The organism is Ancylobacter mangrovi (assembly GCF_024752335.1).
In the GTDB taxonomy this organism is placed as follows: domain Bacteria; phylum Pseudomonadota; class Alphaproteobacteria; order Rhizobiales; family Xanthobacteraceae; genus Ancylobacter; species Ancylobacter mangrovi.
The window spans coordinates 750,758-766,522 of record NZ_JANTHY010000002.1 but is presented as its reverse complement, the minus strand read 5'-3'; the positions used below and the strand labels follow the sequence as shown (position 1 = coordinate 766,522).

12 protein-coding genes are annotated in these 15,765 nt (G+C 71.1%); 1 reads left to right on the top strand and 11 read right to left on the bottom strand.

What is annotated here, in order from left to right:
- Positions 1–174: 174 nt before the first annotated feature.
- From NVS83_RS09420 to NVS83_RS09370, 11 genes are all read right to left on the bottom strand, one after another.
- A complete protein-coding gene (locus tag NVS83_RS09420) occupies positions 175–3,024 on the bottom strand; it encodes a TIGR02302 family protein (RefSeq protein ID WP_258739059.1) in 2,850 nt (949 codons plus the stop codon).
- A 154-nt stretch (positions 3,025–3,178) separates the two neighbouring features.
- The gene (gene lysA, locus NVS83_RS09415; RefSeq protein WP_258739058.1) at positions 3,179–4,447 is read right to left on the bottom strand and encodes a diaminopimelate decarboxylase; all 1,269 of its coding nucleotides are present in this window, start codon (positions 4,445–4,447) and stop codon (positions 3,179–3,181) included.
- 16 nt (positions 4,448–4,463) lie between these two features.
- Complete coding sequence (lptM, locus tag NVS83_RS09410; RefSeq protein ID WP_258732266.1) at positions 4,464–4,676, bottom strand: LPS translocon maturation chaperone LptM; 213 nt, start codon at positions 4,674–4,676, stop codon at positions 4,464–4,466.
- 97 nt (positions 4,677–4,773) lie between these two features.
- Positions 4,774–5,592, bottom strand: a complete 819-nt coding sequence (locus tag NVS83_RS09405) for an exodeoxyribonuclease III (protein ID WP_258739057.1) — start codon at positions 5,590–5,592, stop codon at positions 4,774–4,776.
- Positions 5,593–5,658: 66 nt separating this feature from the next.
- On the bottom strand, positions 5,659–5,913 hold the full coding sequence (locus NVS83_RS23595) for a hypothetical protein (protein WP_502550526.1): 255 nt from the start codon (positions 5,911–5,913) through the stop codon (positions 5,659–5,661).
- Positions 5,914–5,945: 32 nt separating this feature from the next.
- Positions 5,946–6,740 (bottom strand): LolA family protein, encoded by a 795-nt coding sequence (locus NVS83_RS09395; RefSeq protein ID WP_258739055.1) that lies wholly within the window; start codon positions 6,738–6,740, stop codon positions 5,946–5,948.
- A 129-nt stretch (positions 6,741–6,869) separates the two neighbouring features.
- Positions 6,870–9,365: a DNA translocase FtsK gene (locus NVS83_RS09390; protein WP_258739135.1), complete on the bottom strand. Its 2,496-nt coding sequence runs from the start codon at positions 9,363–9,365 to the stop codon at positions 6,870–6,872.
- Positions 9,366–9,620: 255 nt separating this feature from the next.
- Positions 9,621–10,859: an aminotransferase class I/II-fold pyridoxal phosphate-dependent enzyme gene (locus NVS83_RS09385; RefSeq protein WP_258739054.1), complete on the bottom strand. Its 1,239-nt coding sequence runs from the start codon at positions 10,857–10,859 to the stop codon at positions 9,621–9,623.
- A gap of 516 nt (positions 10,860–11,375) precedes the next feature.
- Entirely contained in the window at positions 11,376–12,740 is a 1,365-nt protein-coding gene (locus NVS83_RS09380; protein WP_258732261.1) for an ammonium transporter, read from the bottom strand.
- 48 nt (positions 12,741–12,788) lie between these two features.
- Positions 12,789–13,127: a P-II family nitrogen regulator gene (locus NVS83_RS09375; RefSeq protein WP_163075252.1), complete on the bottom strand. Its 339-nt coding sequence runs from the start codon at positions 13,125–13,127 to the stop codon at positions 12,789–12,791.
- Between the two features lie 301 nt (positions 13,128–13,428).
- Positions 13,429–14,349, bottom strand: coding sequence for an acyl-CoA thioesterase (locus tag NVS83_RS09370; RefSeq protein WP_258739053.1), 921 nt, complete (start codon positions 14,347–14,349; stop codon positions 13,429–13,431).
- A 152-nt stretch (positions 14,350–14,501) separates the two neighbouring features.
- Here NVS83_RS09370 and NVS83_RS09365 point away from each other — a divergent pair, with 152 nt between their 5' ends.
- On the top strand, positions 14,502–15,764 hold the full coding sequence (locus NVS83_RS09365) for a ubiquinone biosynthesis hydroxylase (protein ID WP_258739052.1): 1,263 nt from the start codon (positions 14,502–14,504) through the stop codon (positions 15,762–15,764).
- The last annotated feature ends 1 nt before the right edge of the window (position 15,765 follow it).

The following is a 15,765-nucleotide window of genomic DNA, read 5'->3' as shown; positions in this document are numbered from 1 at the left end:
GCCAAGGGGCGGGCGACGCGGCGGGCGTTCGACGCATGAAGGGGCAGGCATGGCGAATGCCGGGCGGATGCCGGCCATGCCCGGCCGACCCCCGCCGGCGCTCCGCACGCTTCCCCGAGGCGCCGGACGGCCGGCCTCGCGGCGACCGCCCATGCGCCCGGCACGCGCGGTCGATCAGAAATCGTGCAGCAGCCTTTCGAGATAATCGAGCTCGAGGCGCGGGCGCGAGGGGTCGCTGAAGCGGCGGCGCAGCTCCTCCAGCACCTGCCGGGCGCGCTGCATGTCCATCTCGTCCGGCACCTTCACGGTGACGTCATCGCCATAGTCGCGCGAGCGCAGCGGCCGGCCGAGCGGGTCGTTGCGCTCGGCCATCTCGCCGGAGGGACCGCCCGGCTGGCCGCCGGGGCCGCCCTCCTGCTGCTGCATCGCCTCGGCCATCTGCTGGGCGCCGCGGCGCAGCGCCTGAAGCGCCTCGCTCTGGGCGTCGACGGCGCCGGTGCCGTCGCCCTGGCCGAGCGCCTCCTCGGCCTCGCGCATCGCCTGCTCGGCCTGGCCGAGGCCCGATTCGCCGGGCATGCCGCCCTGGCCGTTCTGGCCCTGCTGCCCTTGCTGGCCCTGTTCGCGCTGCTGGCCCTCGCCCTGCTGGCCGGGCTGGCGGCCGCGCATGGCCTGCTCCATCTTCTCGCGAAGCTGGCGGAGCTGCTCGCGGAGCTGCTCCTGGCTCTGGCGCAGGTCACCGAACTGCTGGCCGTTCTGCCCCTGCTCGCCTTGCTGGCCTTGCTGACCCTGCTGGCCGTTCTCGCCCTGCTGACCCTGCTGGCCCTGCTTGAAGGTGCGGTCGCGCAGCTGCTGCTGGCGGCGGATCATGTCGCCGAGCTGGTCCATCGCCTGCGACATCTGGCTCTGGCCGCGGCGCTGCTGCTGGCGGCCGGCCTGCAGGCCGTTGAGCATGTTCTGCAGCTCGCTCAGCATCTGCCGCGCGGCGTCGCGCGCGCCGTTGCGGGCCATCTGCTCGATGCGGTCGAGCATCTTCTGCAGGTCCTGCGGGCGCACGAAGCGGGTGTTGGGGTCCATCGGCTGGGAGCTGTCGGCCTGGTCGCGATTGCGCATCGCCTCCTTGGCCAGCTCCTGCATGAACTTCTGCATAGCCTGGCGCAGCTCGTCGGTCAGGCGCTTGATGTCGTCGTCGCTGGCGTTGTTCTCGAGTGCGTTCTGCAGCGCCTGCTGGGCGTCGCGCAGGCGCTTCTCGACATCGGACAGGTCGCCGTCCTCGATCCGGATCGCGACCTCCCACAGATAGTCGACCACCCCGCGCAGATCATCGTCGGTCTTCGCGTTGACCAGCCGCCAGTAGGCCGTGCGCAGGCCCATATATTGCGAGGCGTCGGGGGTGAAGCGGTCGGGCGCGATGGCGAGGCCGTCGAGCGCCGCCTCCACCCGCTCGCGCTGGTTGGCGTCGAGGGCGAGGCGGCTGCGCTCGTCGATCAGCGCGCGGGCGAGCGGGTTGGTGAACAGCCGCTCCGGCAGCACGAAGCGGCGCGGGCGCGACATGCCGACATTGCCGGCCTGGTCGCGCGCGGTCAGCGTCATGGTCACGCGGGTACCGGCCCACGGGCTCTCCGTGAGGTCGCGCGTGGTCTGCCCGGTGGCGACCTTGCCGCGCCCGCCCGACAGCGGCAGCGGGAAGTTCGGCGGGTCGACCAGCACGCGCGCGGCGGGCTTCGCCGGCGCGTTGCTCAGCGCATGCAGCGGCGGGGCGGGCGGCACGGCGGCGAAGGTCGCCTCGGCGGCGGCGACGCCGTAATCGTCCTCGGCCTTGTAGGCGAGGATCAGCCCGGTGCGGCCGGAGGCCTGCGGCTCACGGGTGAGCTCGATGCTCGGCGGCTCGTCCGGCACGGCACGGAAGTGCCAGGCGACGACGCGCCCGTCCGGCCCGGTGATGCGCGCCGAGCCGTCGGCCTTGATGAGGTAATGATGCTCGTTGGCGGCCGTGCGGCCGCTCCCGGACGAGGAAGTCGCGCTCGAAGCCGCGGTCGCGGCGGCAGTCGCAGCATTGGCGTCCTTCCCGGTCGCATCCGCCGCCTTCTCTTCGCCCGTCTTCCCGTCGGTCTTCTCTTCCGCCTTGGCCTCTTCCGCCGGGGCGATGCCGCCCTCGACGCTGGGCTGGGCGGTGATCGGGCCGGTCACCCGCACCACCAGCTCGCTGCCGGCCGGCACGGTGAGCGCGGCGGCGTCATAGGACGGGGTGGAGGGGTCGGACGGCGCCTCGGCGGCGCTGGCGGCGTTGGCGGCGTTGGCGTTCTGCGCGACGTCCAGTGAGCGCAGCCCCGGCAGCATCACCGGCGGGCGCGCCGTATAGCCCGGCGGCGTCACCCAGGCGTCGATGCGGTAGGGCACCGGCGGCACCGGCGTCTGCCAGTCGAAGGCGGCGGAGATGCGCCGGAGATGGTCGCCCGGCGCCATGAAGAAGGTGGCGACCACGCCCAGCAGCACCAGCGCCCGCACGGCGCGCCCGTCGATCGCGGCGAGGCGCGGCGAGGGCAGGCCGGCCCTGAGGCTGCCGAGCTGGTTCGAGGCGCGCGTCACATGCGCCCGCCACAGCGCGGCGCCCACCGGGTCGTCCGGCCGGGTGGCGAGGTGGTCCGCCAGCGCGGTGACCGGGCGATGCGGCAGCCGGCTGGTGCGGTCGAGCCGGGCCAGCGTCTCGGCGGCCGAGGGCGGGCGGATGCGGAATGCGGGAATGAGCGCGGCGAGGACGAGCAGCGCGAAGGGCACGAGCAGCGCCATGCGCCAGAGCGGCGTCAGCGCCACCCACAGGCCGAGCCAGGAAGCGATGAGGAACACGCCCAGCGCCGCCGCCACGGCCGCGATGGCCGGCCAGCTCCGCTCCCACAGGATCGCGGCATAGGCGCGCTGCTGCGCCGCGTCCATGCGCTTCTCGGCGCGGCGGATCGCGGCGCGCACCCAATCCTCGGCCCGCATGTCGCCGCCGGTTTCCGACTGTCCTTCCGGTGCCGCCGTCACGCGATCGTCCTCCGACCCTGAACCGCACACCAGCCCCAACGTCAGCTTAGCATGCGCAGCGAAGGGCGCCAGCCCTGCCCCTTTCGCGGGCGCGCCCAATCGATAATCAGATCGTGATCGCCCGGCGCGGCAAATGTGGCGGCCGGCAGCAGCCTCAGGCGAGCCAGCCGGGCAGGTGGTCGAGCGCGATCAGCGCATCGGCGTCGAGGCGCGGGCGTACCAGCGCGAACTGTCCGCCCTTCACCAGAACCTCGGGCACCAGCGGGCGGGTATTGTAGGTCGAGGCCTGCACCGCGCCATAGGCGCCGGCGGTCATCACCGCGACGATGTCGCCGCTGCGCAGCGCCGGCAGCCGCCGCCCCAGCGCCAGGAAATCGCCGGATTCGCACACCGGCCCGACCACATCCGCGACCATCTGCCCCTGCCCCTCTACCGGCGAGCGCACGGGCAAAATTTCGTGATGAGCGTCGTAGAGGGTGGGGCGGATGAGATCGTTCATCGCCGCGTCGACGATGACGAAGTGCTTGCCCTCGCCTTCCTTCACATAGAGCACGCGGGTCAGCAGGATGCCGGCATTGGCGACCAGCATGCGGCCGATCTCGAACACCAGGCCGAGGCCGAGATTATGCGTATGGCGCTTCACCAGTGCCGCATAGGCGGCCGGCAGCGGCGGCTCGGGCTCGCCGGCGACATAGGGCACGCCGAGCCCGCCGCCGAGATCGAGATGGGTCAGCGGGTGGCCGTCCGCCAGCAGGTCGCGGGCGAGCTCCACGAGCAGCGCGGTGGCGTTGTCGAACGGGCCGAGATCGGTGATCTGGCTGCCGATATGCATGTCGACGCCGGTGATGCGGATGCCCGGCAGCGCCGCCGCATGGGCATAGACCTCACGCGCCCGCGAGACCGGGATGCCGAACTTGTTCTCCGACTTGCCGGTCGAAATCTTGTGGTGGGTCCGGGCGTCGACGTCCGGATTGACGCGGATCGAGACCGGCGCGGCGACGCCGTGGCTGACCGCCACCTCGGAGAGGGTGAGCAGCTCCGGCTCGCTCTCGACGTTGAAACACATGATGCCGGCGTCGAGCGCGGCCGCGATCTCCTCGCGTGTCTTGCCGACGCCGGAGAACACGATCCGGTGCGGCGCCATCCCCGCCGCCAGCGCCCGCTTCAGCTCGCCGCCGGAGACGATGTCGGCGCCGGCGCCGAGCCGGGCGAAGGTTCGGATCACGGCCTGGTTGGAATTGGCCTTCACCGCGTAGCACAGCGTGGTGTTCATGCCCTCGAACGCCTCTGTGAACACCCGGTGGTGTCGCTCCAGCGTCGCGCTCGAATAGACATAGGTCGGCGTGCCGACCGCCTGGGCGATGTCGGCGAGGTTCACATCCTCGGCGTGGAGGATGCCGTCGCGATAGGCGAAATGGTGCATGGCCGGGGCGCGCCGATCAGAGCAGGCCGTCGAGGATGAAGGGCTTGTCCGGCTTTATCGGCCCGGTGTCCTTGGGCATCTTGCCGTCCGGCCCGGGATGGCCCATCGGCGAATCCGGCGGCGGCTCCAGCGGGCCTTTGACGCCGCAGCCGCCGAGCGCCAGCGCCCCGCCGAGAACGAGCGCGGCGGCGAGGTATCGGGATGGGCGGGACAGGAGGCGGCGGGTCAAGGAAGGATCCTCGGTCTGGCGGCGAAGCGGGCGGCGGGACGACGTCTGGCGCAACCTATAACGAGCCTCCGCCAAAGGCGAGCCCGCCCGCGCGCCCTCACGCATCGAGGTTCACGATCACCGGCACGTGGTCGGAGGGGCGCTCCCAGCCGCGCGCCTCGCGAAGCACGGTGAGCCCGGTGGCTGCCGGCGCCAGGGCCGGGCTCGCCCACACATGGTCGAGCCGGCGCCCGCGATTGGAGGCCGCCCAGTCGGCGGCGCGGTAGCTCCACCAGGTGAACAGCTTGTCCTGCGGCGGGATGAAGTTGCGCATCACATCGACCCAGCCGCCCGCCGCCTGCAGCGCGCCGAGCTTCTCCACCTCGATCGGCGTGTGGCTGACCACGTCGAGAAGCTGCTTGTGGCTCCATACGTCGGTCTCCAGCGGCGCGATGTTGAGGTCGCCGACCAGGATCGAGCGCGCGCCGGGCGCGAGCGGATGCAGCGCCTCCCACGCGGTCGCCTCGTCGAGGAAGGCGAGCTTGTGGCGGAACTTCTCGTTGACCGCCGGGTCGGGAATGTCGCCGCCGGCCGGGATGTAGAAATTGTGGATCGTCAGCGGCGCGTCGAGCCCGGCCTCGCGGCCCAGCACCGCGCTGATGTGGCGCGCGTCGCCCATGTCGCAGAAGCCCTGCCGGCTCACGCTCTCGAACGGTCGCTTCGAGAGGATGGCGACGCCGTGATAGCCCTTCTGGCCATGGATCGCCGCGTGCGGATAGCCGAACTTCGCCGCGTCCTTCAGCGGGAAGCGGTCGTCCGGCGTCTTGGTCTCCTGCAGGCAGATGACGTCCGGCTGGTGCTCGCGGGCGAGCTTGGCGACGAGCTCGATGCGCAGGCGCACCGAATTGATGTTCCAGGTGGCGATGGAGAGCGGCACGGAGGGCGGAACCTTTGCGGACGCGGCATCAGGCGACCGCGATGGAGGAACAGGTTCCCCTCAATATCAATCCAGCGCGTCGGGATGAAGTGAGCGGTGACCGGAGAATGTGGACCGTTTGAGCGAACATCCCGGATGGGCCACGCGATGCTCGAAATGTGCGCGCTGACCGGTCGTCCCCTCCTTGTGGGCGCGGACGCGGCCATGGCATTCGCGGCACCGCATGCGTTCGGGACGATGACGCAGTGCGTCCTCTATGCCGATGCAAAGCCACGCACCGGCCTGCCAGACCTGGGCAATATCCACTTTCTCGTCGGTCATCCCGTCAGGCTGCTGGAATGACCGCCTCGGCGTCAATCGCGGTTGATGACGAACAGCATCGGGTCGGGACGGTCCGCGGTGTTGAGGTTCGAGACCGCGACCGTGGTGTCGTAGCCCTGCGGGTCGGTCACCGTCCACTGCTTGAGCTGCATGGTCTTGGCGTCGAACATGATCATCAGCCGGTAGGTGCCGACCATCGGCTGCTTCTCCTCCAGCACCACCGTGGCGAACACGTCGTCCTGGTAGACGCCGGTGACGTTGGCGTTGCGCGCGAGGTTGAAGTTCTCCGCCAGCAGGAAACGCAGCGGCGTCGCCGAGAGCGGTGTGATGTCCTGCGTCTTCAGCCGCTTGTCGCGCACCGCCACCGAGCGCCCGTCGGCGACCAGCTCGATCGGGCTCGGCGGATCGTATTCGAACAGCACGCGGCCGGGCTTCAGCAGGTAGAACTGGCCCTGGCGGCGGGTGCCGTCGGGGTCGACCTGCACGAAATTGCCGCTCATCGCCTTGAAGCTGTTGAAGTACTGGTTGATGCGCTGGACCGTGTTCGCCGCCGCGCCCTGGCCGGCGACGGTCGACATCTGGATGTTGGGGTCGGCGCCCGGCGCGGCGGCGGTCGCCTGAGCCTGAACCTGCGCCTTCGGCTTGGCCGGCGTGCTCTGCGCCATCACCGCCGCCGACGGCTTCTTCGGCGGGGCGAAGGGCGGGGGCACCTGCGCATGCGCGGGCAAGCCCGCGGCGGCCAGCAGGCAGGAAACTGCGCAGGCGGTGAGCAAATGGCGCATGAGGCCCTCTCGCTGGCGCGCACGGCGCGAATCGTCGAAATCCATCGTCAAGGTTTTCTAGCCGGTAGCGGCCCGCTGTGGCGATCCTGTGGCCCGCACCGCCGGCATGGACGCAACGTCAACCCGGCGCCGGCCGGGCGGGCGCGGCCGGCACGCGCGGCTGTCGGCACGCCATCAACGCTCGTCGGCACCGGTCGGTTCGATCAGGATCTCGCGCTTGCCGGCATGGTTGGCCGGGCCGACCAGCCCCTCATGCTCCATCCGCTCGACCAGCGAGGCGGCGCGGTTGTAGCCGATCTGCAGCCGGCGCTGGATGTAGGAAGTGGAGCACTTCTTGTCGCGCATCACCACCGCCACCGCCTGCGAATAGAGATCGCCTCCCTCCTCGCCGAATGAGCCCTTGTCGAACACAGCGCCGTCCTCGCCCTCGCCGTCGAGGTCGGCCGTGACCTCCTCGACATAGTCGGGCGCGCCCTGCGTCTTCAGGTGGTCGACGATGCGCTCGACCTCCTGGTCGGAGACGAACGGCCCGTGGACGCGCGATATGCGTCCGCCGCCGGCCATGTAGAGCATGTCGCCCTGGCCCAGCAGTTGTTCGGCGCCCATCTCGCCGAGGATGGTGCGGCTGTCGATCTTCGAGGTGACCTGGAAGGAGATGCGGGTCGGGAAGTTGGCCTTGATGGTGCCGGTGATGACGTCGACGCTCGGACGCTGCGTCGCCATGATGAGGTGGATGCCGGCCGCGCGGGCCATCTGGGCGAGGCGCTGGATCGCACCCTCGATTTCCTTGCCGGCGACCATCATCAGGTCGGCCATCTCGTCGACCACGATCACGATGTAGGGCAGCGGGGAGAGGTCCATCTCCTCGCGCTCGTAGATCGCCTCGCCGGTCTCGCGGTCGAAGCCGGTCTGCACCGTGCGCACGATCGTCTCGCCCTTCGCCATCGCCTCGATGACGCGGGCGTTGAAGCCGTCGATGTTGCGCACGCCGACCTTCGACATCTTCTTGTAGCGCTCCTCCATCTCGCGCACCGCCCATTTGAGGGCGACCACCGCCTTCTTCGGGTCGGTGACGACGGGGGTGAGGAGGTGAGGGATGCCCTCATAGGTCGAGAGTTCCAGCATCTTCGGGTCGATCATGATCAGGCGGCACTGCTCCGGCCGGTGACGGTAGAGCAGGCTCAGGATCATGGTGTTGATGGCGACCGACTTGCCCGAGCCGGTGGTGCCGGCCACCAGAAGGTGCGGCATGCGGGCGAGGTCGACGATGACGGGATCGCCGCCAATGGTCTTGCCGAGCGCGATCGGCAGCTTGTAGGCGGCCTCGCCGAGGTCCTTGGAGGACAGGATCTCGCGCAGCAGCACCTTGTCGCGCTTGGGGTTGGGCAGCTCGATGCCGATCGCGTTCTTGCCCGGGATCACCGCCACGCGCGCGGAGATGGCGCTCATCGAGCGGGCGATGTCGTCCGACAGGCCGATGACGCGACTCGACTTGATGCCGGGCGCCGGCTCCAGCTCGTAGAGCGTAACCACCGGACCGGGGCGCGCATTGACGATGGCGCCGCGCACGCCGAAATCCTCCAGCACGCCCTCGAGGTCGCGGGCATTGTCGTCCAGCACGTCGCGGGGCAGGGCGGGGCCGGCGCGGCCGGCCGGCGCCGTGAGCAGGTCGAGCCCCGGCGGCTGGTAGCGCCGGCGCGCCTCCTCCGCCATGGCGCGCCCGCCCTTGATCGAGCGCAGCGGCGGGCGGCGCTTCGAGCGGCTCGGCGGCGGCGCGGGCGGCTCCTCCTCATCCTCGTCGAACGGCGTATCGTCGGACGCGTAGCCGGCAAACTCCTCCTCGTCCTCGATTTCGGCGGCACCGAAGCTCGGCTCCATCCGGCCGCCGCGCGCGAAGCCTTCCTCCTCTTCGTCGAGGCCGGACAGGCCGCGCAGCCGCGCCGAGATGCCCGGGCGGGACGCGCCATAGGTGCGGCGGGCGCGGGCCGGCATCAGCCGGGCCTTCAGCGACAGCAGCCAGTGGGTCGCCATGCCGAGCGCGACGCCGAAGCGGCCGGTCTCCTCGTCGCCCTCGTCATCGTCGTCGGCCTCGAAGACGTCCTCGTCCTCCGGCCCGGCCGGTGCCTTCAGCCCGATGCCGACCGCGATCGGCAGCCCGATCACGGCACCGAACAGGCAGATCCCGCCGACCACCGCGTAGTCGAAGCCGCTGAGCCAGGTGGAGCGCAGCGCGTCCGGCACGGCGAGCACCGCCTCGCCCATCACCCCACCGAGCCCGCTCGGCAGAGGCCACGCCCCGAAGCGCGGCAGGCAGGCGGCGAAGCCGGCGGCGCAGACGATGCCGACGATGCCGGCGACGAGCCGCGCCCGTCCCCGCCGCGGACGGCGATGGGTCAGGATCAGCCAGCCCCAGATGCCCATCGGCAATACCACCGCCACCGCGGCGACGCCGAAGAGCTGCATCAGCAGGTCGGCGATCGCCGCGCCCGGAAGGCCGAGCAGGTTGGCCGGCGCCGAATCGCTCGAGCGCGAGAGGCTCGGATCGTTGACCGACCAGGTCGCGAGCGCGACGAACAGCAGCGCGCAGACCACGAGCAGCACGAGGCCCACCAGCTCGGCGAGCCGCCGGCGCAGCGCGCCGCGCACCTCCTCCGGGAGAAAGGCGCCCATGCGGGCGAGGGATCGGCGATCGGCCGCCGAGGGCTCACGCGCCGCGCGTCGGGCGGCGCGCGCCCCGGCGCTGCCGCCCGACTTGCCCAATGCCGGTTTGCCCGACGCCTTGCCGCCGAGCTTGGCCGACGCGCCGGCGCCCTTGCCGGAAGCCGTCCGCGAGGCGGAGGCGCGTCCGGGGCGGGCGCTGACGCTCTCGTCCCGCGGCGTCCGCATGGTCTGTGCCTGCCGCCCCATACTTCCCCCTTCGCGTCGTCAGCTCAGCCCCGCCAGGAGGCGTGGCAGCGCCGCCTGCGTGGTCTCGACATCCTGCACCAGCGCGATGCGCAGATAGTTCTCGCCGGGATTGCGGCCCTGCGCGTCGCTGCGGCACAGATAGCCGCCCGGCACGGTGCGCAGGCCCTCGCGCTCCCACAGCCGGCGCGCCGCTTCTTCGCCGCCGCCTATGGCGGCCACGTCGAGCCACAGGAAGAAGCCGCCATCGGGCCGCTCATAGCCGAAGCGGCCGGCGAGCACGCGGTCGGCGATGTCGAACTTGGCGCGGTAGAGGTCGCGGCTCGCGCTCACATGCGCCTCGTCCGCCAGCGCCGCGATGGCGACGTGCTGCAGCGGCTCGGGCACCTGCGGTGCGGCGACGTTCCGGAACTCGGCGAAGGCGGCCACGAAGGCCGCGTCCCCGGCGCAGAAGCCCACCCGGAGCCCGGGCAGGCTGGAGCGCTTCGACAGCGAGTTGAAGGCCACCACGCCGGCATGGTCCGGCCCCGACACTTCCAGTATGCCGGTGGGCGGCGCGTCGCCGAGCCAGATCTCGGAATAGCATTCGTCCGCGAACACCATCACCTCATGGGCGCGGCACAGCGCGACCAGCCGCTCCAGATAGGCACGCGGGGCGATGGTGCCCTGCGGATTGGCGGGCGAGGCGAAATAAAGCGCGATGGCGCGGCCCATCAGCTCGGGCGTCAGCGCGTCGAGGTCCGGCAGCCAGCCGCCCCCGGCGGGCAGCGGCAGGGCGAAGCTCTCGCAGCCCGCCGCCTCCGCCCCGGCGCCATAGGCGGCGTAGAACGGGTTGGGCAGCAGCACCCGCGGCGCGCCGCCGGCGAGGCGGGCAAGCTTGGCGGGCGAGGCGAGGCGGCGCGCCATCGTCGCCGCGAAGAACAGGCCCTCGCGCGAGCCGTTGAGCACCAGCACCTCGCGCTCCGGGTCGAGCGGGCGGGGAAGCGCGTAGCGCCGCGCGAACCAGTCGGCGGCGGCGGCGCGGAACTCGGGCAGGCCCTTGCCGGCGGGATAGCGCCCGAACCCGTCGAGATGGCCGGCCAGCACCGACCCGACGAAATCCGGCATGGCATGGCGCGGCTCGCCCACCGCCAGGCTCAGCGCCGGCTTGCCCGGCGTCAGCCCGGCGAGCAGCTCGGTGAGCCGCACGAAGGGCGAGCGCGCGGCCGGGCCCGGATCGGGCGCCGCGGAGGGGGCGGGCTGGAGGGCTGGCTCTGACACTCGGAACGATCTCGCCATGTCCGCACGGAGCGGGGTTCGCCCGCACCATAGCGGGGCTGCGGTAAAGGCGCCCTTAACCATGGACGAACGATGGCAGGCGTGGCCGCAGGCGGGGACAGGCGAGGCGAGGCGCGGAGGGTCAGTCGAAGCGTGCGGCGCCGGGACGGCATCACCGGTACGAAGGCGGCCGGGCAGGCCGTCGATTGGGAACGGCGATCCGGGCCGGGCAAACGGGCGCGCGCGGGCGCCTCGCGGGCGGATCGGCATGAGAGCAGGGCCGGGAGCCTCAAAACGGGGCGGCTGCACGGCCGGTCCGGCAGATTCAGACCTTCCGCAACCCGGCGGTGACGGCCCGCCCCGCGCCCAGCGGCGCCGCGAGCCGTCCCAGCAATGAACCGGCGGCCCCCGCGCGGCCCCACAATGAAAAAGACCCCGGCACGGGACCGGGGCCTTGAGGCAGCGGGAAGCTGCGGCGTTCGGAAAGGCCGGGCGCGGCGGACCGCGCCCGGAAGTCGCTCAGCTGTGGTAGGCGCGCTCGCCGTGCTCGACGATGTCGAGACCCTCGCGCTCGCGCTCCACCGAGGGACGCAGGCCGACGACGATGTTCACGATCCAGTAGAGGATCGCCGACAGCACGCCGCACCACACGATGGTGGTGGCGACCGCCTGGATCTGGACCCACACCTGGTGGCCCATCTCGTAGCCGTCGATGCCGGGGCCGCCGAGCGAGGGAGCGACCACGATGCCGGTGCCGATGGCGCCGACGATGCCGCCGATGCCGTGGACGCCGAACACGTCGAGGCTGTCGTCATAGCCGAGCGCGTTCTTCACCGTGGTGACGAAGAAGAAGCAGATGATGGAGGCGACGAAGCCGAGCACGATCGCGCCGATCGGGCCCGAGAGGCCGGCCGCCGGGGTGACGGCGACGAGGCCCGCGACCATGCCGGAGATGGCGCCGAGCATGGAGGGCTTGCCCTTGGCGATCCACTCGATGATGGTCCAGCCGACGATGGCGCCGGCGGTGGCGACGAAGGTGTTCACCAGCGCGAGCGTGGTGCCCGCATTGGCCTCGAGGTTCGAACCGGCGTTGAAGCCGAACCAGCCGACCCACAGGACGCTGGCGCCGACCATGGCGAAGGGCAGCGAGTGGGGAGGCATCAGTTCCTTGCCGAAGCCGGTGCGCTTGCCGATGATCAGGCAGCCGACGAGGCCCGCGATACCGGCGTTGATGTGCACCACGGTGCCGCCGGCGAAGTCGAGCGCGCCGAGGTCGAACAGGTAGCCGCCCGAGAACCAGACCATGTGGCAGATCGGGTAGTAAACCACCGTGACCCACAGGATGCAGAACAGCACGATCGCCGAGAACTTCATGCGCTCGGCGAAGGCGCCGATGATGAGCGCGGGCGTGATGGCCGAGAAGGTCATCTGGAACGCCATGAAGACGTATTCGGGGATCTTCACGCCCTCGGAGAAGGTGTCGGCCAGGCTGTCGGTGTTGACGCCGGCGAGGAACGCCTTGGAGAGGCCGCCGATGAAGGGGTTGCCGTCGGTGAAGGCCAGCGAGTAGCCGTAGAACACCCACAGCAGCATCATCACCGCGCAGATCACCGTGACCTGCATCAGCACGGACAGCATGTTCTTGGCGCGCACGAGGCCGCCATAGAAGAGGGCGAGGCCCGGAACGGTCATGAACAGCACGAGGACGGTGGAGATCATCATCCAGGTGATGTCGCCCTTGTCCACGGTGGCGACGGCGGCGGCGGCCTCGGTGGTGGCCTCCGCGCCGGTCTGCGGCGCGTCCTGCGCGAATGCGGCGGCCGCTACCAGCGCCGTCATCGCCAGCACGGGAAGGCCCGCGCGTATCCAGTTCTTCTTCGTCATGGGTTCAATGCTCCGTGCAATCGGAAAATGTCGGGAGATGGCGCTGGCTCACAGCGCGTCGGCGTCGGTTTCGCCGGTACGGATGCGCACGGCCTGGTCGATCGCGTAGACGAAGATCTTGCCGTCGCCGATCTGGCCGGTCTTGGCCGAGGTGGTGATGGCGTCGATGACCTTGCCGACGTGATCGGACGCGACCGCCACTTCGATCTTGAGCTTCGGCAGGAAGCTCACCGCGTATTCGGCGCCGCGATAGATCTCGGTGTGGCCCTTCTGCCGGCCATAACCCTTGACCTCCGTAACAGTCAGTCCGTGCACGCCGATGCCTGTGAGCGCATCCCGGACTTCCTCAAGCTTGAAAGGCTTGATGATAGCCATGACGATCTTCATGGTTCCTGTCCCCGCTTGCCCCCGGACCCTTTGACAGGACCCCCGGGCGTTTCATGTCGGACTCGGCCAGGCAGGTTTTCACAACCCTTCGGTCAAGCCGGGCGTAAGGGAATCAATTCGCGTGCCAACCGCGGTGCGGGCACGGGTTTTCGCCGCTTTTCGGCCGGCCCGGCTCGTGTTCACCCAAAGGTGAGCCGGCTCTGGCCGCGCCGGGGCGCGGCGCGGGAGCTGCCCATTTCTTGGTCGGCGCGAATCGGGTCCCTCGCGTCCCGCCCAAGTTTTGACACATGAAGATTAAAAATTAGGCATTGTCGTCGGACGACGGTATGACAGGACGGATCAGCCCTTCCTGTGCCACGGATGCGACCAGCCGCCCGCCCCGATCATAGACAAGTCCGCGCGCCAGCCCGCGGGCGCCGGAGGCGCTCGGGCTGTCCTGGGCGTAGAGCAGCCACTCGTCGGCGCGGAACGGGCGATGCATCCACAGTGCGTGGTCGAGGCTCGCCGCCTGGATCCGCGTGCCGAGCACGCTGGTGCCGTGCAGCACCGTGGTCGCCTCCAGCAGCGTCATGTCGCTCGCATAGGCGAGCACCGCGCGGTGCATCGCCGGGTCGTCCGGCAGCGGGCGGCCGGCGCGGAACCAGACGAAGCGGCGCGGCTCGCTGCGCGGCTCGCCGAGCCCGACCGGGCGCAGCTCGATCGGGCGCGGCCGGGTCCAGTAGTCGAGCACCGGCGCGGGCAGGCGCACCAGCACCTCGGGCGCGAGCTCGTTGATGCCCGGCACCTCCTCGGGCGGGGGCACGCTCCGGTCGAGGTCGAGCTGGTGCTCGAGCCCCGGCTCCTCGCGATGGAACGAGACCGACATGATGAAGATCGGCCGCCCGTGCTGGATCGCCACCGTGCGCCGTGTGGCGAAGCTGCGCCCGTCGCGCACCCGCTCGACCTCGTAGAGGATCGGGATCGAGGGGTCGCCCGCCAGCAGGAAATAGGCGTGCATCGAATGGGCGGCGACGTCGACCGTGCGCTGGGCCGCGACCAGCGCCTGCGCCAGCACCTGGCCGCCGAAGACGCGGGTGCGGAACGGCCACGACTCCGGCGGATTCTCGCCCCGGAACAGATTGTCCTCCAGCCGCTCGAGGTCGAGCAGGCCGATCAGCTCGGCGATGCTGGCGGGCGAGGAGGGATCGAGGGCGGGTCGGTCGGCGGTCGGCTCGGTCGGCATGGCGGCTCCGGCTGGTGATGCGGCCGGCGGTGAGCGGAAGGTCGCGGGGCCGGCGCATTGTCCCCACGCCGTAGCTAAGGCATATGATGGCCCCGGCACAATGCACCGAACAGACGGTGGCGCCGAACGGAACGGAACGGAGGCCGGCGGCCATGCGAGCCCCCAAGGGACAGGCGGAGCGGTACGATGCGGTGATCGCCGGCGGCGGCCTCGCCGGGCTTACCCTCGCCCTCGCCCTGCGCCAGGGTCTCGGCGCGGGCGCCCGCCTCGCCATCGCCGATCCCGCCTATGCCGGCCCGCATGGCGCCGGCGGCGGTCTGCCCGCGAGCGCGGATCTGCGCGCCTCCGCCTTCGCCGCCGGAGCGCGGCGCCTGTTCGAGACGCTCGGCATTTGGGAGCGGGTGAGCGCGCTCGCCGAGCCGATCCTCGCCATGGAGATCACCGATTCGAAGCTCGGCGACGCGGCCCGGCCGGTCTTCCTGACCTTCGACGGCGACGTCGCGCCGGGCGAGCCCTTCGCCCACATGCTGCCCAACGCGGCGCTGCAGGACGCGATGACCGAACTCGCGCGCGAGCGGGGCGTCGCCCTAGTTCCCGCCTCCATCGCCGGCTTCGAGGCCGGCGCCGGCGACGTCGCCATCCGGCTCGCCGGCGGGGAGGAGATTCGCGCCAGCCTGCTCTGCGCCTGCGACGGCGCCCGCTCGAAGCTGCGCGCGCTCGCCGGCATCGGCGTGGTCGGCTGGTCCTACGGCCAGTCGGCGATCGTGATGACGGTCGGCCACGAGCGCCCGCATGGCGGCCGCGCTGTCGAGCATTTCCTGCCGGGCGGCCCTTTCGCCATGCTGCCGATGACCGGCAACCGCTGCTCGATCGTCTGGACCGAGCCGACCGAGACCGCCGGCCGGCTGCTGGAGCTGCCGCCCGTGCTGCTGCTCGACGAGCTGGAGCGGCGGTTCGGGCTGGAGCTCGGCGCCATCGAGATCCTCGACCGGCCGAAGGCGTTCCCGCTCGGCTTCCAGATGGCGCGGCGCTTCGCCGCCGACCGGCTGGCGCTGCTGGGCGACGCCGCCCATCTCATCCACCCGATCGCCGGGCAGGGCATCAATATGGGCCTGCGCGACGTCGCGGCGCTGGCCGAATCGATCACCGACGCCGCCCGGCTCGGCCTCGACATCGGCGGGCCGGACGTGCTGGAGCGCTACCAGCGCTGGCGGCGCTTCGACACGCTGGCCATGGGCGTGGCGACCGACGGGCTCAACCGGCTGTTCGCCCAGCGCGCCGATGTGGTGCGGCTGGTGCGCGACGTCGGGCTCGGCCTGGTCGAGCGGCTGCCCTCTCTGAAGAACGTGTTCATCCGCGACGCGGCCGGCATTGCCGGCGCCGCCCCGAAGCTGCTGCGCGGCGAGGCGCTTTAGC

Excerpts from the sequence above, each read along its gene's own strand:
- NVS83_RS09395 (WP_258739055.1), bottom strand. The coding sequence starts at position 6,740 with ATGGATTTCGACGATTCGCGCCGTGCGCGCCAGCGAGAGGGCCTCATG.
- lysA (WP_258739058.1), bottom strand. The coding sequence starts at position 4,447 with ATGCACCATTTCGCCTATCGCGACGGCATCCTCCACGCCGAGGATGTG.
- NVS83_RS09390 (WP_258739135.1), bottom strand. The coding sequence starts at position 9,365 with ATGGGCGCCTTTCTCCCGGAGGAGGTGCGCGGCGCGCTGCGCCGGCGG.
- NVS83_RS23595 (WP_502550526.1), bottom strand. The coding sequence starts at position 5,913 with ATGACCGACGAGAAAGTGGATATTGCCCAGGTCTGGCAGGCCGGTGCG.
- NVS83_RS09380 (WP_258732261.1), bottom strand. The coding sequence starts at position 12,740 with ATGACGAAGAAGAACTGGATACGCGCGGGCCTTCCCGTGCTGGCGATG.
- NVS83_RS09365 (WP_258739052.1), top strand. The coding sequence starts at position 14,502 with ATGCGAGCCCCCAAGGGACAGGCGGAGCGGTACGATGCGGTGATCGCC.
- NVS83_RS09375 (WP_163075252.1), bottom strand. The coding sequence starts at position 13,127 with ATGAAGATCGTCATGGCTATCATCAAGCCTTTCAAGCTTGAGGAAGTC.
- NVS83_RS09370 (WP_258739053.1), bottom strand. The coding sequence starts at position 14,349 with ATGCCGACCGAGCCGACCGCCGACCGACCCGCCCTCGATCCCTCCTCG.